The organism is Tardiphaga sp. GW822-FHT04G09 (assembly GCF_058800725.1).
The window spans coordinates 52190-68830 of the sequence record NZ_JBXAMO010000022.1 but is presented as its reverse complement, the minus strand read 5'-3'; the positions used below and the strand labels follow the sequence as shown (position 1 = coordinate 68830).

Sequence of the window (16641 nt, the reverse complement as noted above, 5' to 3'; positions counted from 1 at the left end):
TTTCTTCGTTTTTAGTCTTCGACCTGCAGGATGTGAACGTAGCACATCGTCTTCTTGCCCCATTGATCGGCGAGTGACGAGCGGACAGCGCGTCGCACCGACTCCGCCATCGCATCCGGATCGCGCTTGCGCGCCTTGGGCAGGTTCTCGACGATGTTGACGACGATGTCGAACACGACATCCTCCATCACCTCGCCCTTGAGGTTCTTTTCGGGAATGCCGATCAGATCGACCGCAGGATCATCGACGAGTTCGCCCTTCATGGTCACGGCCAATGCCACGAACGCGCAGCCGGCAAAGGACAGCCGGCGCCGTTCGGTCACGGCACGGGACTTGGAGTCCTCGAGAATGAGGCCGTCCTTGAACATCCGGCCCGACGGCAACTCATCGATTACAGCGGGATCGCCGGGAGCCAGACGCACCAGGTCGCCGTTCTTGACGATCATGGTCCGCGGCACGCCGCAGGCGCGCGCCAGCTTGGCATGCTCGTGCAGATGCAGCGCTTCGCCATGGACAGGGATCAGCAGTTGCGGACGCACCCAGGAAATCATGTCGCGCAGTTCGTCCTGCCGCGGATGGCCGGAGACATGCACCAGCGCATTGCGGTCGGTGATCACCTCGATGCCCTGCGTGACCAGACCATTGATGATGGTGCCGACGGCCTTCTCATTGCCGGGAATGGTACGCGACGAGAAGATCACCGTGTCGCCCCTGTTGAGCGTCACCATCGGATGATCGTTGTTGGCGATGCGCGCCAGTGCGGCCCGCGGCTCGCCCTGGCTGCCGGTGCAGAGCGCGATCACCTTGTCCGGCGGGAAATGGCCGTAATAATCTGCGTTGCGAAACGGCTGCACGCCATCGAGGAAACCGGTCTCGCGTGCTACCTGCACGACGCGCTCCATGGCGCGGCCCACCACCACGACTTCGCGGCCCGAGGCCAGCGCAGCATCGGCGACAGCACGCAGACGCGCCACGTTGGAGGCGAAGGTCGTCACCGCGACGCGGCCCTTGGCGGCCTTCACCAGTTCGGTGATGGTCTTGCCGACTTCCATTTCCGACGGAGAGCGCCCTTCCCGCACGGCATTGGTGGAGTCGCCGATGATGGCCAGCACGCCCTGATCGCCGAGTTCGCGCAGGCGCCGTTCATCCGTGGGCTTGCCGATGATCGGCGTCGGATCGATCTTCCAGTCGCCGGTATGCAGCACGGTGCCGAGCGGCGTGTGCAGCGCGATTGCATGGGATTCCGGAATCGAATGTGCGACCGGAATGAACTCGATATCGAACGGGCCAAGATTAATCCGGCCGCCCGACGGGACCACGGTGACGGGAATCTTCGGCGGATTGCGCTCGCTGGCGCATTTGGCCTCGAACAGCGCGGCGCTGAACTGCGTCGCATAGATCGGACATTTCAGCTTGGGCCACAGGTCGATGATGGCGCCAAAATGGTCCTCATGGGCATGGGTGAGGACGAGACCGACGAGATTCTTCTTTTCCTTTTCCAGGAAGCGCACGTCGGGCATGACGAGATCAATGCCGGGCAGATGTTCCTCGTCGCCGAAGTAAACACCAAGATCGATCGCCAGCCACTTTCCTGCGAGGCCATAGATCGACAGGTTCATGCCAATCTGGCCGACGCCTCCCAGTGGTGCGAAGGTCAATTCATTGGGTCGCGTCATTTGTATTCTGTCCTTGTCGACGCGGCCGATCCGAAATGAACATCGCCGGCGGTAATAGGGATTCGCCGGCGATCCGCTGTCGCGACAATCATACAGCCGGCCTCATCAATGGTGTCGAAAATTCCCGAAATCGTCTGCGCGCCATTGTCCACGGACACCGGCTGACCGATCCCCGCTGCACGCTCCAGCCACTGCCGCCGAATCTCGGCAAACCCGCGGCCCAAATCCCAGATGCCGCGCATCTCGTGCCAGGTGTCCGAAAGCGCCGAAAACAGGTCTTCGGCGCTGGCGCCAACGCCCATCGCATGCAGACAAGCAACCGGATAAGGCATGTTGTCAGGCGCTGCCACCACATTGGTGCCGATCCCGACGACAACGGCAAGCTGGCCGTTCGGCGCTGCTTCCGCTTCCAGATTCATGCCGACCAGCTTATGGCCGCCCGCCAGAACGTCGTTCGGCCATTTCAGCCGATAATCATTCGCGGCCGACTGAGGCGCCCGTATCGCGGCTTCGACGCTGATCTGCCGGAGTGCCTTCTCAACAGCGACGCCGGCCGCGAAGCCCAGCGTGGCTGCGACCGACGGCGTCACATCAAGAACTTCAAGCACCGAACTGGCGAGGTTCCCGCGGGGCGCGACCCATGGCCGATGGCGGCGGCCGCGGCCGGCCGTCTGTTCAGTGGTGACAAACCACATCGGACCGCGCCCGCCTGCGCGCGCGCGGTCCATGGCTTCAGTGTTGGTCGAACCGGTGCTGTCGAATGCGGCGAGCTTCGTGCCCGCCGCGAGGGCTCGGGGACCGAGCGAAAATGCCATCTAGAACAGCGACTTCGCTGCGAATGCTGCCGCGCTGACCAGAGGCGCCGGATAGACGAAGAACAGCACGTTGAAGATGCCTGCCACAGCCAGCACCGTGCGCAGCTCGACGCGCATCGGATCGAGCTTTCCGACCGGCTCGTCGAAATACATCAGCTTCACGATCGACAGGTAGTAGAACGCGCCCACCACGCTGGCCAGCACGCCGACCACGGCCAGCACGAACAGGCCCGACTTGATGGCCGCCATGAAGACGTAGAACTTGCCGAAGAAGCCGGCCAGCGGCGGCACGCCCGCCAGCGAGAACAGGAACATCGCGAAGAAGAAGGCGATGATCGGATTGGTACGCGACAGGCCGGCGAAATCCTTGATCGTCTCAACGGGCTGGCCGCCCCGCTTCATGGTCAGAATGATGGCGAAGGTACCGAGGGTCATCGCCACATAGATCGCGATATAGACCAGCACGCCCTGCGCGCCCTCCTGGGTGCCGGCGGCAAGGCCGACCAGCGCGAAGCCCATATGGCCAATCGACGAATAGGCCATCAGGCGCTTGATGTTGGTCTGGCCGATGGCGGCGAACGAGCCCAGCACCATCGAGGCCAGTGACACGAACACCACGACCTGCTGCCACTGCACGACAATGCCCGGGAACGCGGTCAGCGCAACACGGGTGAACACCGCCAGCGCGGCGACCTTCGGGGCCGAGGCGAAGAAAGCGGTGACGGGCGTCGGCGCGCCTTCATAGACATCGGGCGTCCACATATGGAACGGCACGGCCGAGACCTTGAAGCAGAGGCCCGCAAGCAGGAACACGAGGCCGAATACGAGGCCGATACTGCCCGTCTTGGCTTCGGCGGCAATGCCGGCGAAGGACACCGTGCCGGTGAAGCCGTAGACCATGGAAGCGCCGTAGAGCAGCATGCCGGACGACAGCGCGCCCAGCACGAAATACTTCAGGCCGGCCTCGGTCGACTTTGCATTGTCGCGGTTGGAAGCTGCGACGACATAGAGCGACAGGCTCATCAGTTCGAGGCCGAGATACAGCATGATCAGATCGCCGGCCGAGATCAGCACCATCATGCCGAGCGTCGAGAGCAGCACCAGGATGGCGTATTCGAAGATGCGACGGGACTGGTCCGCGAGGAATTCGCGCGACAGGATCAGCGTCACGGCCGATGCGATGATCGCCAGCACCTTCAGGAAGCGCGCATAATCATCGACGATGAAGCTGCCGGCAAAGGTGACATGCTTGCCGGCGGGCAGCATGATTTCAGCCGCGCCCACCACCACCAGCAGGCAGACGGCCAGTGTGGTGACGAGGCCCGTGATCTTCGGTCCGTTGAAGGCACCGATCATCAGCAGCGCCATGGCGCCAACCGCGAGCATCAGCTCCGGCAGTACGGGCAGCAGGGAATATCCGGCGGTCGTAATCGTCATTGCGCGTTATCCTGATCTGCTGCGGTCATTGCAGCAGCGCGGCTGCCTTCACGGCAGACGTTGCAGCAGCGTAATTGTTAACGAGGAGCTGGATCGAAGCCGCCGACATGTCGAGCACCGGCTTCGGATAGACTCCGAACAGAATGGTGAGAATGACCAGCGGCACCAGCACCAGGCCTTCCCGGAACGTGATATCCTTGATGCCCTGCAGCGCCGGCTTGGTCAGTTCACCGAACACGACCTTGCGGTACAGCCACAGCGCATAGGCCGCCGACAGGATGACGCCCGCGCAGGCGAAGGTCGCCGTCGCGATCGAGACCTTGAAGGTGCCGATCAGCGTCAGGAATTCACCGACGAAGCCGGAGGTGCCGGGCAGACCGACATTGGCCATGGTGAAGACCATGAACAGCGCCGCATAAATCGGCATCCGGTTGACGAGGCCGCCATAGGCCGCAATCTCGCGGGTATGCAGGCGGTCGTAGACGACGCCGACGCAGAGGAACAGCGCGCCCGACACGATGCCATGCGATACCATCTGGAACACCGCGCCGGAGACGCCCTGCGTCGTGCCGGCGAAGATGCCCATCGTCACATAGCCCATATGCGCGACCGATGAGTAGGCGATCAGCTTCTTGATGTCTTCCTGCATCAAGGCGACGAGCGACGTATAGACGATCGCGATCACGGAGAGCGTCCAGACCATCGGCGCGAAATAGACCGAGGCATCCGGGAACATCGGCAGCGAGAAGCGCAGGAAGCCGTAGCCGCCCATCTTCAGCAGGATCGCAGCCAGCACGACCGAACCGGCCGTCGGCGCTTCGACGTGCGCGTCAGGCAGCCAGGTGTGCACCGGCCACATCGGCATCTTCACCGCGAACGACGCGAAGAACGCCAGCCACGCCCAAGTCTGCAGACTGCGCGGCACGGCGGTGTGCATCAGCGTCGGAATGTCGGTCGTGCCGGCATTCCAGTACAGCGCCATGATGGCCAGCAGCATCAGCACCGAGCCGAGGAACGTGTAGAGGAAGAACTTGAACGCGGCATAGACGCGGCGCGGGCCGCCCCAGATGCCGATGATCAGGAACATCGGGATCAGGCCGCCTTCGAAGAACAGATAGAACAGCACCAGATCCAGCGCCGAGAAGGTGCCGATCATCAGCGTTTCCAGGAACAGGAACGCGATCATGTATTCGCGGACACGCTTGGTGACCGACTTCCAACTGCACAGGATGCAGAACGGCATCAGGGCGGTGGTCAGGATCACGAAGGGCAGCGAAATGCCGTCCACGCCCATGTGGTAGTTGATGGTGGCGGCCAGCCACGGTGCCTTTTCGACGAACTGGAAGTCGCCATTCGACGGATCGAAGCGCATCACCAGGATCAGCGACACCGCGAAGGTGATCAGCGTGGTCCAGAGCGCGATCCAGCGCGCATTGCCCTGCGCGGCCTCATCGTCGCCGCGGCTGAGATAAATCAGGATCGCGCCGACGACCGGCAGGAAGGTGACGACCGAAAGAACCGGCCATGTCATGACGGACGCCATTGTTACTGGCCCCCCAGGCCGAAGATAAACCAGGTGATCAACCCCGCGACGCCGATCAGCATCGCGAAGGCATAGTGATAGAGGTAACCGGTCTGCAGCTTGACTGCGCCGCGCGTGATATCGAGCACGCGGGCCGCGACACCGTCAGGCCCAAGGCCGTCGATGACCATGCCGTCGCCCTTCTTCCACAGGAAGCGGCCGATCCACTTGGCCGGGCGAACGAAGATGATCTCGTAGAGCTCGTCGAAGTACCACTTGTTGAGCAGGAACTTGTAGAGCAGCGGATGCTGGTTCGCGAGTTCGACAGGCAGATACGGCTTGCGAACATAGAACAGATACGAAATCAGGAAACCGAGCACCATCATCACGGTCGGCACATAGGGGACCCAGCCGGGAATGTGGTGCATCTCCTCGATGATGTGCGGGTTCATCTTCAGCGATTCCCGGAAGAACTCACCGACGTGATGGCCTGCGAACAGTTCCTTGAACGGGAAGCCGGCGGCGAACGATCCGATGCCCAGCACGGCCAGCGGGACCAGCATCCACAGCGGCGCTTCATGGGCCGCATCGTAATGCTTCTTGTCGTGCGGCTCGCCATGGAACGTCTTGAACACCAGACGCCATGAATAGAACGAGGTCAGCAGCGCCGCGACCACGGTCATCAGGAAGCCGTAGAAGGCGAACTGGGTGTGCGAGGCGTAAGCCGCTTCGATGATCGCGTCCTTCGAGAAATAGCCGGCGGTGAACGGGAAACCGGTCAGCGCCAGCGTGCCGATGGTCATCATCGCATAGGTGAACGGGATCTTGTTCCACAAGCCACCCATCTTCCGGATGTCCTGCTCGTGATGCATCGCGTAGATCACCGAGCCCGAGCCCAGGAACAACAGCGCCTTGAAGAAAGCGTGCGTGAACAGGTGGAACATGGCGACCGAGTAAGCCCCCGTCCCCAGCGCCACAAACATGTAGCCGAGCTGCGAACAGGTCGAGTAAGCGACGATGCGCTTGATGTCGTTCTGCACCAGACCAATGGTCGCGGCGAAGAATGCAGTGGTCGCGCCGACCAGCATCACGACGGCCTGCGCATTCGGCGCGAGCTCGAACAGCGGCGACATGCGGGCGACCATGAAGACGCCAGCGGTGACCATGGTCGCCGCGTGGATCAGCGCCGACACGGGCGTCGGGCCTTCCATGGCGTCCGGCAGCCAGGTGTGCAGCAGGAACTGGGCTGACTTGCCCATCGCGCCGACGAACAGCAGCAGACAGGTCAATGTCAGCGCATCAGCGTGCCAGCCGAAGAAGTTGATCGTCTTGCCGGCCAGACCAGGCGCGCTAGCGAAGATGGTGTCCAGATCGGTCGAGCCGACCAGCATGAACAGCGCGAAGATGCCGAGCAGGAAGCCGAAGTCGCCGACGCGGTTGACCACGAAGGCCTTGATCGCCGCCGCATTGGCCGAGGGCTTCTTGAACCAGAAACCGATCAGCAGGTAGCTGGCAAGACCCACACCTTCCCAGCCGAAGAACAGCTGCAGCAGGTTGTCGGCCGTCACCAGCATCAGCATCATGAAGGTGAACAGCGACAGATACGCCATGAAGCGCGGCCGGTTCGGATCGTCTTCCATATAGCCGAGCGAATAGATGTGCACGAGCGACGACACCGTGGTGACGACGACGAGCATCACGGCGGTCAGCGTATCGACGCGCAGCGTCCAGGACAGTTGCAGGTCGCCCGAATTGATCCAGTTCAGCAGCACGATACGGGCATCGTGATGCATGAAGGCTACATCAACGAAGGTCATCCAGGACAGCACCGCCGACACCACCAGCAGACCGGCGGTGATCAGCTCGGCTGCGCGCGAGCCGGCCGCGGCCGGCTCGGCAACGTGGTGATGGTCGTCGTGATCATCGTGACCGTGATCGTCATGCCCATGCGCAGCATGTGCATGCGCGCCGGCATCGCCGTGACCGTGGTCGTCATGCGCGTGGTCCATCTCGTCGCCGCTCGGGTTACGCCCATGCGCACCCAGAATGGCGATAAAGCCGGCGATCAGCGCGCCGATCAGCGGCAGGAATACGAGAGCCTGGATCATAACTGGCTCAGCCCTTCATCAGATTGACGTCTTCAACCGCGATCGAGCCGCGGTTGCGGAAATAGACCACCAGCACGGCGAGACCGATCGCTGCTTCCGCAGCAGCCACGGTCAGCACCAGCAGCGCGAACACCTGGCCGACGATGTCGCCAAGGAAGGTCGAGAACGCCACCATGTTGATGTTGACGGCGAGCAGGATCAGCTCGATCGACATCAGGATGACGATGATGTTCTTGCGGTTCAGGAAGATGCCGAGGATGCCCAGCGTGAACAGGATCGCTGCGACCGCCAGATAGTGTCCGAGACCGATCGTCATTTGACCCAGCTCCCCGCGTCGGCGTCCTGCAGGCCCTGCCCGGTCGCGACCTTGCGCACTTCCATGGCCAGTTCCGGATTACGCGCGTTCTGAACATTGATGTCCTGGCGCCGCACTTTGACCTTGTGGCGCAGCGTCAGCACGATCGCGCCGATCATCGCCACCAGCAGCACCATGCCGGCCAGCTGGAAGTAATGAATGTACTTCGTATAGAGCACGAGGCCGAGCGCCTCGGTATTGCTCACATTGGTCGGGATGGCCGCCGTGATCGACTTGGTGACGTTCGGGTTCATCACCCAGCCGCCTGCGACCAGCAGCAATTCGGCAAGGAAGATCGCCCCGATCACCAGGCCGAACGGCAGATACTGGATGAAGCCTTCGCGCAGCTGCGTGAAGTCGACGTCGAGCATCATGATGACGAACAGGAACAGCACCGCGACGGCGCCGACATAGACGACGATCAGCAGCATTGCCAGGAATTCGGCGCCCATCAGCACGAACAGGCCCGAGGCGTTGACGAAGGCCAGGATCAGGAACAGCACCGAATGCACGGGATTGCGCGAGGCAATCACCATGACCGCGGAAGCCACGCAGACGCTGGCGAACAGATAGAAGAACAGTGCGGGAAGGATCATCTGGTCACCTTACCGGTACGGCGCGTCGAGTTCGATTGACTTCGCAATCTCGCGCTCCCAGCGGTCGCCGTTGGCGAGCAATTTCGCCTTGTCATAATAGAGTTCCTCACGCGTCTCGGTGGCGAACTCGAAGTTCGGTCCCTCGACGATCGCATCCACCGGACAGGCCTCCTGGCACAGTCCGCAATAGATGCATTTCACCATGTCGATGTCGTAGCGCACGGTGCGGCGCGTCCCGTCGTTGCGGCGCGGGCCGGCTTCGATGGTGATCGCCTGTGCCGGACACACCGCCTCGCAGAGCTTGCAGGCGATGCAGCGCTCTTCACCGTTCGGATAGCGGCGCAGCGCGTGCTCGCCACGGAAACGCGGCGAGATCGGCCCCTTCTCGAACGGATAGTTCAGCGTCGGCTTCGGCTTGAAGAAATACCGCATGGCGAGGACGAACGCCGAAACGAACTCCGCCAGCAGAAGCGAGTGAGCTGTTGCCCTGATATTCATAGTGACCTCATTTCGGAGCAAGGCCCCCGAATTGCAGCACGGCAGCGACGATGATGACGTACGCCAACGACAGCGGCAGAAACACCTTCCAGCCCAGACGCATCAGCTGGTCGTAGCGGTAGCGCGGCACGATCGCCTTCGCCATCGCAATCAGGAAGAACATGAACATCACCTTGATGGCGAACCAGATGATGCCTGGCACCCAGGTGAACGGCGCGAACGGGATCGGCGACAGCCAGCCGCCGAGGAACAGGATCGTAGCCAGCGCGCACATGGTGACGATGGCGACGTATTCGCCGAGCATGAACAGCAGATACGGGGTCGAGCCATATTCGGTCATGAAGCCCGCGACCAGTTCCGATTCCGCTTCGACGAGGTCGAAGGGCGGACGGTTGGTTTCAGCCAGCGCCGAGACGTAGAAGATCACGAACATCGGGAACAGCGGGATCCAGTACCAGCCGAGGATGCCCCACTTCGAATCCTGCGCGGCGACGATGGCCGTCAGGTTCAGCGAACCGACGCAGAGCAAGACGGTGATGATGACGAAGCCGATCGAGACTTCGTAGGACACCATCTGCGCGGCGGCGCGCAGTGCCGACAGGAATGGATACTTCGAGTTCGACGACCAGCCGGCCATGATGATGCCGTAGACCGACAGCGACGAGATCGCGAAGATATAGAGCACGCCGACATTGATGTCGGAGATCACCCAGCCGAGATCCATCGGGATCACCGCCCAGGCCGCCAGCGCCAGCACGCAGGACACCAGCGGCGCCAGCAGGAACACGCCCTTGTTGGAACTGGACGGGATCACCGGCTCCTTCAGCACGAATTTCAGCAAGTCCGCGAAGGATTGCAGCAGGCCGAATGGCCCGACCACGTTGGGGCCACGGCGGATCTGTACCGCCGCCCAGATCTTGCGGTCAGCCAGCAGGATGTAGGCAATCGCAATCAAGAGCACCACGAGCACAAGGAGGCTCTGCGCGACCATGATGATCAGCGGCCACAGGGTGCTTGTCCAGAATTCAGCCATCGGTTTACTCCGCCGCCGTCAGCATCTGGCCGGAGGCCAGGCGGGAGCATTCCGCCATGATGGCTGACGCACGCGCGATCGGGTTGGTCAGGTAGAAGTCCTCAACGGAGGCCTTGAACGGTGTCTTGTCGACGGTGCCGCCCTTGGCCGCAAGGGTCTTGATCGCACCGGCATCGCCGGCCTCGATCTGATCGATGCGCATCAGGTGCGGAGCGGTCTTGAAGATCGCCTGCCGCAGCGCAGCCAGCGAGTCGTAAGGCAGCTTGTGGCCGAGCACGTCGGACAATGCGCGGATCACCGCCCAGTCCTCGCGGGCATCGCCCGGCGGGAACCCGGCGCGCTCCGCCATCTGCACGCGGCCTTCGGTGTTGACGAAGATGCCGGACTTCTCGGTATAGGCCGCACCTGGCAGGATCACGTCGGCGCGATGCGCACCGCGGTCACCATGGGTACCGATATAGACCACGAAGGTACCGTCGGCGACCTTCACGTCATCAGCACCGAGCGAGAAAAGCACGTCGAGCGAACCGGCAGCGGTCATTTGCGCGAGGCTCAGGCTGCCCGAGGTCGGCGCGAAGCCGATATCGAGCGCACCGACCGTCGAGGCCGCCGTCTGCAGAACCGCGAAGCCGTTCCAGCCGTCCTTGATCACGCCGAAGTCCGAGGCGAGCTTGGCAGCCGCCGCGAGTACCGCAGCACCATCGGCACGTGCCGCCACACCGGCGCCAACCAGCACGATCGGACGCTTGGCGTTCTTCAGCACGTCGGCGAAGGCGTTCTTGCCAGCGGCGAGTTCGGCCAGCGAGTCCGTGCCTGCGCCGAGATAATCGTAGCGATAGGTCAGATCGGCTTTCTCGCCGATCACGCCGATCTTCAGCGCACCGGTGCGCCACGTCTTGCGGATGCGCGCGTTGAGAACGGCGGCTTCCTTGCGCGGATTGGCCCCCACGATGAGCAGCGCATCGGCCTGCTCGATGCCGGCGATGGTCGGGTTGAAAATGTAGGATGCCCGGCCAGCGGCTGCATCGAAAGCGCCCGCGCTCTGCGTCGCCAGATTGGCCGAGCCCATGCCTGCGAGCAGTTGCTTCAGCGCGAACATTTCCTCGACGGCGGCGAGATCGCCCGCGATGGCGCCGATCTTCTTGCTGCCGGCCACCTTGGCAGCGATGGCGCTGAACGCTTCAGCCCAGGTCGCGGCGCGCAGCTTGCCGTTGTCGCGGATATAGGGGCGATCGAGACGCTGCGTGCGCAGGCCGTCGACGATGTGGCGGGTCTTGTCGGAGATCCATTCCTCGTTCACCGCTTCGTTGACGCGCGGCAGGATGCGCATCACTTCGCGGCCACGGGTATCGACGCGGATTGCCGAACCGACGGCGTCCATGACGTCGATGGACTGGGTCTTGCCGAGCTCCCACGGACGCGCCGCGAAAGCATAAGGCTTCGAGGTCAGCGCGCCGACCGGGCAGATATCGACGAGGTTGCCCTGCAATTCCGAGGTCAGCGCGGTCTCGAGATAGGAGGTGATCTCCATGTCCTCGCCGCGGCCGGTCGCGCCCATCTCGGGGACGCCGCAGACTTCAGCGGCGAAGCGAACACAGCGCGTGCACTGAATGCAGCGGTTCATCGAGGTCTTCACCAGCGCGCCGAGATACTTGTCCTCGACCGCGCGCTTGTTTTCGGCAAAGCGCGAGGTGTCGACGCCGTAACCCATCGCCTGGTCCTGCAGGTCGCACTCGCCGCCCTGATCGCAGATCGGGCAATCCAACGGATGGTTGATCAGCAGGAATTCCATCACGCCTTCGCGTGCCTTCCTGACCATCGGCGAACGGGTCGAGATTTCCGGCGGCTCGCCCTTCGGGCCCGGGCGGCAATCGCGCACGCCCCAGGCGCAGCTCGCGACCGGCTTCGGTCCGCCCTTCACTTCCACCAGACACATGCGGCAGTTGCCGGCGATCGACAGCCGCTCGTGGTAACAGAAGCGCGGGATTTCGGCGCCGGCGGCTTCACACGCCTGCAGCAGCGTGTATTCCGCGGGGACCTCGATCTCTTTGCCGTCGATGATCAGTTTCGTCATAGCCATGCGCCCTACTCCGCCGCGACCAGATGCGCGGGATCGAGGATGCCCTGATCGTCGAGCGTGGCCTTGCGGCTGAACTCTTCGATGCGGCGTTCGATCTCCGGGCGGAAGGCGCGGATCAGGCCCTGCACCGGCCACGCAGCGGCATCGCCGAGTGCGCAGATGGTGTGGCCTTCAACCTGCTTGGTGACTTCGAGCAGCATATCGATCTCGCGCTTGTGGGCGCGGCCCTCGACCATGCGGCTCAGCACGCGCCACATCCAGCCGGTGCCTTCGCGGCACGGCGTGCACTGGCCGCAGCTCTCATGCTTGAAGAAGTAGCTGATGCGGGCGATCGCGGCGACCACGTCGGTGGACTTGTCCATGACGATGACGCCGGCGGTGCCGAATGACGACTTCACCGCGCGGGTGCCGTCGAAATCCATGATGAGGTCTTCGCAATCCGCAGCCGGGATGAGCGGGCACGATGCGCCGCCCGGGATGATCGCGAGCAGATTGTCCCAGCCGCCGCGAATGCCGCCGCCGTGCTTCTCGATCAGCTCACGGAACGGAATGCTCATCGCGTCCTCGACGACGCAGGGCGTGTTGACGTGGCCGGAGATGCCGTAAAGCTTGGTGCCGACATTGTTCGGACGGCCGATCGAGGCGAACCATGCCGCGCCGCGGCGCAGGATGTCCGGCGCGACTGCGATCGACTCCACATTGTTCACCGTGGTCGGGCAACCATAGAGACCGACATTGGCCGGGAATGGCGGCTTCAGGCGCGGCTGGCCCTTCTTGCCTTCAAGGCTTTCGAGCAGCGCAGTCTCTTCGCCGCAGATATAGGCGCCGGCACCGTGGGCGACATAGAGGTCGAACGGGAAACCGTGGATGTTGTTCTTGCCGATCAGATTGGCCTCATAGGCCTGATCGATCGCCGCCTGCAGATGCTCGCGCTCGCGGATGAATTCGCCGCGGACATAGATGTAACCGACATGAGCGCCCATGGCGCAGCCGGCGATCAGGCAGCCTTCGACCAGCGTATGCGGATCGTGCCGCATGATCTCGCGGTCCTTGCACGTGCCGGGCTCGGACTCGTCGGCATTGACGACGAGATAGCTCGGACGACCGTCGGCATTGTCCTTGGGCATGAAGGACCACTTCATGCCGGTCGGGAAGCCTGCACCGCCACGGCCACGAAGGCCGGACGCCTTCATTTCGGTGACGATCCAGTCGCGGCCCTTGTCGATGATGGCCTTGGTGCCATCCCAGCCGCCGCGACGGCGCGCGCCAGCGAGACCCCAGTCGTCAAGGCCGTAGAGATTGCGGAAGATGCGGTCGTTGTCGTCGAGCATGGCTTCCTCGATCAGCGATTGGTTTGCTTGTAGGCGAGCATCGCGGCGCAACCGCCGAACACAGCCGCCCACAACAGACTTGATTCAAGCGTGGCATTCAAAAAGAAGCGCTGCAGCGAGAAAATGAACGCAGCCGCCACCATCGTATGCAATGCGATGTAGAGCCACTTGTTCATTGCCGCGTCCCCCGACAGCGTTGCAAATTTCATCGACAGCGCGCGCGTCATTTCTTCGGCTCCTTGGCATCCTTCGGAGCGCCGCCTTTCGGCGGATTGTCCTTGGTCGCGTCGGCAGCCGGCGGCTTCGGCGCCGGGCGCTCCTGCACATTGGCCGACTCGGTCTGCTTCTTCGGCTCGGCATCCGCAAGCACGGGTTCCTTCGGCATATCCAGAACCTTGGTGTAAGTGGCGGCGCCACCGCTGGTCATCACGCGCGCACCACCTTCGGGCGCTGCGAACTGACGGCCGATCTGCGAACCCGGCTTCGGCGGCGTGCCGGCAGCGAAGCCGTCGATCAGCTTGTTCATGCTCTCTTTGGTGAGGTCCTCGTAGGTGTCGCTCCAGATCATCGCCATCGGGGCGTTGACGCAGGCGCCGAGGCACTCGACCTCTTCCCACGAGAAGTCGCCATCTGCAGACAGATGGAACGGGTCGTGATGGATGCGGTGCTGACAGACCTCGATCAGGTCACCGGCGCCGCGCAACATGCAGGGCGTGGTGCCGCAGACCTGAATATGCGCCTTCTTGCCGACCGGCTGCAGCTGGAACTGGGTGTAGAAGGTCGCCACCTCAAGCACGCGGATATATGGCATTTCCAGCATGTCGGCGACGAAGCGGATGGCCGCCTCCGAGACCCAGCCGGCATTCTGTTCCTGCGCACGCCACAGGATCGCGATCACCGCCGAGGCCTGACGGCCGGGCGGATAATGCGTGATCTGCTCTTTCGCCCACGCCAGATTCTCGGGCGTGAATTCAAACGAAGCGGGCTGAACTTCTTTCGGAGCCAAACGGCGGACGGACATGTCTAGTCTCTCAATGAGTGCGGCGCGCCGCGCTCGCATTCAGGCTGTTGAAACGATCGAGCCAGAATGCACTCGATGTGCCGAACACATTGTAGCCAACGTGTGTGGACACCTTGATGCGATCCAGGATCGACAGTTCGGTCACGGTTTCAAAACGGTTGGTGGCGGGATCATGCACGATCAACTTGAGCGGCGTTTGATCCAGGATAAAGCGCGAGACCGTGTGGGCGGGGTCGTTGCCATGCTCTTCGCACATGATGACCGAGTCGCCCTGCAGCAATCGCGCGCCGCCCTTGATGGCCTCGATCTCGACGCCTTCGACGTCGAGCTTGATCAGATATTTGCCAGACATCGACACCCTGCCATCGTCGAGCAGGTTGTCGAGCGAGATCACCGGCACTTCCTCGCCGCCCGCATTGGGATCGCCGGCAATGCTGAAAGCTTCGTGCTTGGTGCCCGACAGACGTGCCGTGCCGCGCTGCGAGCCGATCGCGCATTTGATGACTTCGAACCGGTCACCGTTGATCCTGGCATTGTTGGCGAGCTTGGCGAAATTGTCGAACGACGGCTCGATGGCGATCGCCTTGTGCGAGCCGAACGGCGCGCTCGACACTAGCACCGACCAGTAGCCGTAATTCGCGCCGCAATCGAGCAGCGTGTAATCGACGCTCACCGAATCCTGAAGCAGCAATTCGAGTTCATCTTCATAGGAGAAGGTGCGGTTGAGCAGCTTGCTCCAGTAGCCGTCGCCGAACGGGAACGCGAACAGTGCATCCGCATTCAGCTTCACCACGAGATCGCGCACCGGCAGCACCGTCTTGCGCATCAGATTGGCGCACATGTTGTAGCCGCGATGCGAGAACGACGACGAGATCTTCGAGCCAACCACCAGCGCACAGGCCATCGCACGTTCCCAGAGATTCACGCTCTGGAGAACGCCGGACGCCCGGTCAAACTGGATGGGAGGCGTCAGCGTCACCGATCGACCTCTCCGAACACGATGTCGAGCGAACCGAGAATGGCCGAGACGTCGGCAAGCAGATGGCCGCGGCACATGAAGTCCATGGCCTGCAGATGCGCAAAGCCCGGCGCGCGGATCTTGCACTTGTAGGGCTTGTTGCTGCCATCGGAGACGAGATAGACGCCGAACTCACCCTTCGGCGCCTCGACGGCGGCGTAGACTTCGCCTTCCGGAACACGAAAACCTTCGGTGTAGAGCTTGAAGTGATGGATCAGCGATTCCATCGAGCGCTTCATCTCGCCGCGACGCGGCGGGAAGATCTTGTTGTCTTCGACAGCGACAGCGCCCTGCCCGTCCGCCGCGCGCATCTTGGCGATGCACTGCTTCATGATCTTGGTCGACTGCCGCATCTCTTCGACACGGATGCAGTAACGATCGTAGCAGTCGCCGTTCTTGCCGACCGGAACGTCGAAGTCCATTTCGGCGTAGCATTCATAAGGCTGCGCCTTGCGCAGGTCCCAGGCGGCGCCGGAGCCGCGCACCATCACGCCGGAGAATCCCCACTTCCAGGCGTCTTCCAGCGAGACCACGCCGATATCGACGTTGCGCTGCTTGAAGATGCGGTTGCCGGTGAGCAGCGTCTCGAGATCGTCGAGCACCTGCGGGAAGGCATCGCACCAGGCGTCGATGTCGTTGATCAGCTTCGGCGGCAGGTCCTGATGCACCCCGCCGATACGGAAGAACGCGGCATGCATGCGCGAGCCCGAGGCACGCTCGTAGAACACCATCAGCTTCTCGCGCTCTTCGAACCCCCACAGCGGCGGGGTGAGCGCGCCGACGTCCATCGCCTGCGTGGTGATGTTGAGAAGATGCGACAGGATACGGCCGATTTCCGAATACAGCACGCGGATCAACTGGCCGCGGCGCGGCACGGTGATGCCGAGCAGCTTTTCGGCGGCCAGACAGAACGCGTGCTCCTGATTCATCGGCGCGACGTAATCGAGCCGGTCGAAATACGGGATCGCCTGCAGATAGGTCTTCTGCTCGATCAGCTTCTCGGTGCCGCGGTGAAGCAGGCCGATATGCGGATCGACGCGCTCGACGACTTCACCGTCGAGCTCCAGCACAAGACGAAGCACGCCGTGCGCCGCCGGATGCTGCGGTCCGAAGTTGATCGTGAAATTGCGAACGTTGGGTTGGTCGGTCAT

15 protein-coding genes are annotated in these 16641 nt (G+C 62.6%); all 15 read right to left on the bottom strand.

Annotation, left to right across the window (positions count from 1 at the left end):
• Positions 1 to 11: 11 nt before the first annotated feature.
• The 15 genes from AC1RLZ_RS26445 to AC1RLZ_RS26375 are packed head-to-tail and all read right to left on the bottom strand — an operon-like array spanning position 12 to position 16641.
• A complete protein-coding gene (locus tag AC1RLZ_RS26445; protein ID WP_493191044.1) occupies positions 12 to 1676 on the bottom strand; it encodes a ribonuclease J in 1665 nt (554 codons plus the stop codon).
• Positions 1673 to 2491 (bottom strand): biotin--[acetyl-CoA-carboxylase] ligase, encoded by an 819-nt coding sequence (locus AC1RLZ_RS26440; protein ID WP_493191043.1) that lies wholly within the window; start codon positions 2489 to 2491, stop codon positions 1673 to 1675. The genes AC1RLZ_RS26445 and AC1RLZ_RS26440 overlap by 4 nt, the downstream gene beginning before the upstream one ends.
• A complete protein-coding gene (nuoN, locus tag AC1RLZ_RS26435) occupies positions 2492 to 3928 on the bottom strand; it encodes an NADH-quinone oxidoreductase subunit NuoN (RefSeq protein ID WP_493191042.1) in 1437 nt (478 codons plus the stop codon).
• A gap of 25 nt (positions 3929 to 3953) precedes the next feature.
• Positions 3954 to 5459 (bottom strand): NADH-quinone oxidoreductase subunit M, encoded by a 1506-nt coding sequence (locus tag AC1RLZ_RS26430; RefSeq protein WP_493191041.1) that lies wholly within the window; start codon positions 5457 to 5459, stop codon positions 3954 to 3956.
• 14 nt (positions 5460 to 5473) lie between these two features.
• Positions 5474 to 7558, bottom strand: a complete 2085-nt coding sequence (gene nuoL / locus AC1RLZ_RS26425) for an NADH-quinone oxidoreductase subunit L (RefSeq protein ID WP_493191040.1) — start codon at positions 7556 to 7558, stop codon at positions 5474 to 5476.
• Positions 7559 to 7565: 7 nt separating this feature from the next.
• Entirely contained in the window at positions 7566 to 7874 is a 309-nt protein-coding gene (nuoK, locus tag AC1RLZ_RS26420; protein ID WP_068730883.1) for an NADH-quinone oxidoreductase subunit NuoK, read from the bottom strand.
• The gene (locus tag AC1RLZ_RS26415) at positions 7871 to 8509 is read right to left on the bottom strand and encodes an NADH-quinone oxidoreductase subunit J (RefSeq protein ID WP_092142266.1); all 639 of its coding nucleotides are present in this window, start codon (positions 8507 to 8509) and stop codon (positions 7871 to 7873) included. Before AC1RLZ_RS26415 ends, nuoK begins: the two co-directional genes overlap by 4 nt.
• A gap of 9 nt (positions 8510 to 8518) precedes the next feature.
• Positions 8519 to 9007 carry an NADH-quinone oxidoreductase subunit NuoI gene (gene nuoI / locus AC1RLZ_RS26410; protein ID WP_089264557.1) on the bottom strand — a complete coding sequence of 163 codons (489 nt, stop codon included), beginning with the start codon at positions 9005 to 9007 and terminating at the stop codon, positions 8519 to 8521.
• A 7-nt stretch (positions 9008 to 9014) separates the two neighbouring features.
• Entirely contained in the window at positions 9015 to 10040 is a 1026-nt protein-coding gene (gene nuoH / locus AC1RLZ_RS26405; protein ID WP_371423047.1) for an NADH-quinone oxidoreductase subunit NuoH, read from the bottom strand.
• A 4-nt stretch (positions 10041 to 10044) separates the two neighbouring features.
• Complete coding sequence (nuoG, locus tag AC1RLZ_RS26400; RefSeq protein WP_493191065.1) at positions 10045 to 12114, bottom strand: NADH-quinone oxidoreductase subunit NuoG; 2070 nt, start codon at positions 12112 to 12114, stop codon at positions 10045 to 10047.
• A gap of 11 nt (positions 12115 to 12125) precedes the next feature.
• Positions 12126 to 13451: an NADH-quinone oxidoreductase subunit NuoF gene (gene nuoF, locus AC1RLZ_RS26395; protein ID WP_493191039.1), complete on the bottom strand. Its 1326-nt coding sequence runs from the start codon at positions 13449 to 13451 to the stop codon at positions 12126 to 12128.
• An 11-nt stretch (positions 13452 to 13462) separates the two neighbouring features.
• A complete protein-coding gene (locus AC1RLZ_RS26390; RefSeq protein ID WP_493191038.1) occupies positions 13463 to 13678 on the bottom strand; it encodes a hypothetical protein in 216 nt (71 codons plus the stop codon).
• Complete coding sequence (gene nuoE / locus AC1RLZ_RS26385) at positions 13675 to 14472, bottom strand: NADH-quinone oxidoreductase subunit NuoE (protein WP_493191037.1); 798 nt, start codon at positions 14470 to 14472, stop codon at positions 13675 to 13677. Before nuoE ends, AC1RLZ_RS26390 begins: the two co-directional genes overlap by 4 nt.
• A 10-nt stretch (positions 14473 to 14482) precedes the next feature.
• Positions 14483 to 15451: an FkbM family methyltransferase gene (locus AC1RLZ_RS26380; protein ID WP_493191036.1), complete on the bottom strand. Its 969-nt coding sequence runs from the start codon at positions 15449 to 15451 to the stop codon at positions 14483 to 14485.
• Entirely contained in the window at positions 15448 to 16641 is a 1194-nt protein-coding gene (locus AC1RLZ_RS26375; RefSeq protein WP_371423624.1) for an NADH-quinone oxidoreductase subunit D, read from the bottom strand. Before AC1RLZ_RS26375 ends, AC1RLZ_RS26380 begins: the two co-directional genes overlap by 4 nt.